General features: G+C 48.7%; 2 protein-coding genes. One reads left to right on the forward strand and one right to left on the reverse strand.

Going from position 1 to position 1,422, the window contains the following annotated elements:
- Positions 1 to 68 precede the first annotated feature (68 nt).
- Entirely contained in the window at positions 69 to 857 is a 789-nt protein-coding gene (locus tag AAH187_RS03010; protein ID WP_342346950.1) for an amylo-alpha-1,6-glucosidase, read from the forward strand.
- Between the two features lie 208 nt (positions 858 to 1,065).
- On the opposite strand, the gene AAH187_RS03015 is transcribed toward AAH187_RS03010, so the two are convergent.
- A partial coding sequence (locus tag AAH187_RS03015) for a hypothetical protein (protein WP_342346951.1) occupies positions 1,066 to 1,422 on the reverse strand: 357 nt, incomplete at its 5' end.

Here is a 1,422-nt window from a genome sequence, read left to right on the forward strand (position 1 = left end):
ATTCGGTGTTCCATGCAGACGGCACCATCGCCGAGGGACCGATCGCTCTCTGTGAAGTTCAAGGATATGTGTATGCGGCAAAACGGTCTGCGTCTCATTTAGCGAGACTTCTTGAATTCCCCGAGCGAGCAGAATCTCTTTTCCTTGAAGCCCAAAGACTCCGACAACAATTCAATCGTCGGTTTTGGTCAGACGAATTGGGCACGTACATCGTAGCCCTTGACGGGAAAAAGCAGCCCTGTGCAATTAGATCTACCAACGCCGGGCAGACGCTCTTTACTGAAATTGCCACACAGGATCGGGCCGAACGTATCGCAAAGGGATTACTAGAGGAGGATTTTTTTTCTGGTTGGGGAATCCGGACAATCCCGACAAATGAAATACGATACAACCCCATGGCCTACCATAACGGTTCGATCTGGCCCCACGACAACGCTCTCATTGCCCTGGGGATGAGTCGCTATGGATTGACGCAAGGTGTCGAACGGCTATTAGGAGGACTCTTTGATTTGAGCATTCATGTCGACCTCCATCGACTCCCTGAGCTGATTTGCGGTTTTCCTCGAAAACCTGGAGAGGGTCCAATACTCTACCCGGTCGCCTGTGCCCCTCAAGCATGGGCGGCAGGTGCGGTATTTTTGCTGTTACAAGCCTGCCTGGGCATTTCCTTTCACGGTGCCGGACGAGAAATCCGATTCACCCATCCCTCACTTCCCGAGTTTTTACCGGCTATCCAAATTAAAAATCTTGGTATAGGGAATCTTACGGCAGACCTGGAATTAACACGAACAGAATCAGATGTCATGATCAATGTGACTCGAAAAGATGAGCTACTCAACATTGTGGCAATCAAATGACGAATCTGCTGATTACCACTCCCTTCGGAAATCCAGTTTATGCAGGAACCCCTTACACGGGAAGGATCACCAGGATTTGGACAATAGGAAACTTCCTCACTCGGGACCTATGGTTTGTGGACTGACATAAAATGCAATTGGAACCCTTGAAGTTGCCCGTTTATGTTCTGACTCTCTTAAAGTTAGAGAAAGTTAATCCAACACTTACCTATTCTTTTCCACATTTGATCTTTAGGGATTCGATATCGTCGGACATGTTCAATTCCGCTAAGTCACTGACACGTTGATTGGCCACAAAAACGACTTCGGTTCCCGAAAAGTCACGATCTTTATAGGCATACACCGTGGCATTGGGTCCCACAGTCAAACTTTCGATTTCGTCATTCCATTTCAAGCCGGCCACGTCTTCTAAAGTCGCTGACTGAAAGGGCCCCTGCACCCTGACGTGGGGATCGTCCATGTCAAATCCGGTATCTTCGAACAGTTCCGCCCAACAATTCTTATCAACCACCTGAACATCCATGTCACTCGCGCCTCCTCCCATGTTCTCTTGCGCATAAGCCAG

The sequence above is a fragment of the uncultured Nitrospira sp. genome, from assembly GCA_902500695.1.
In the GTDB taxonomy this organism is placed as follows: domain Bacteria; phylum Nitrospirota; class Nitrospiria; order Nitrospirales; family UBA8639; genus Nitrospira_E.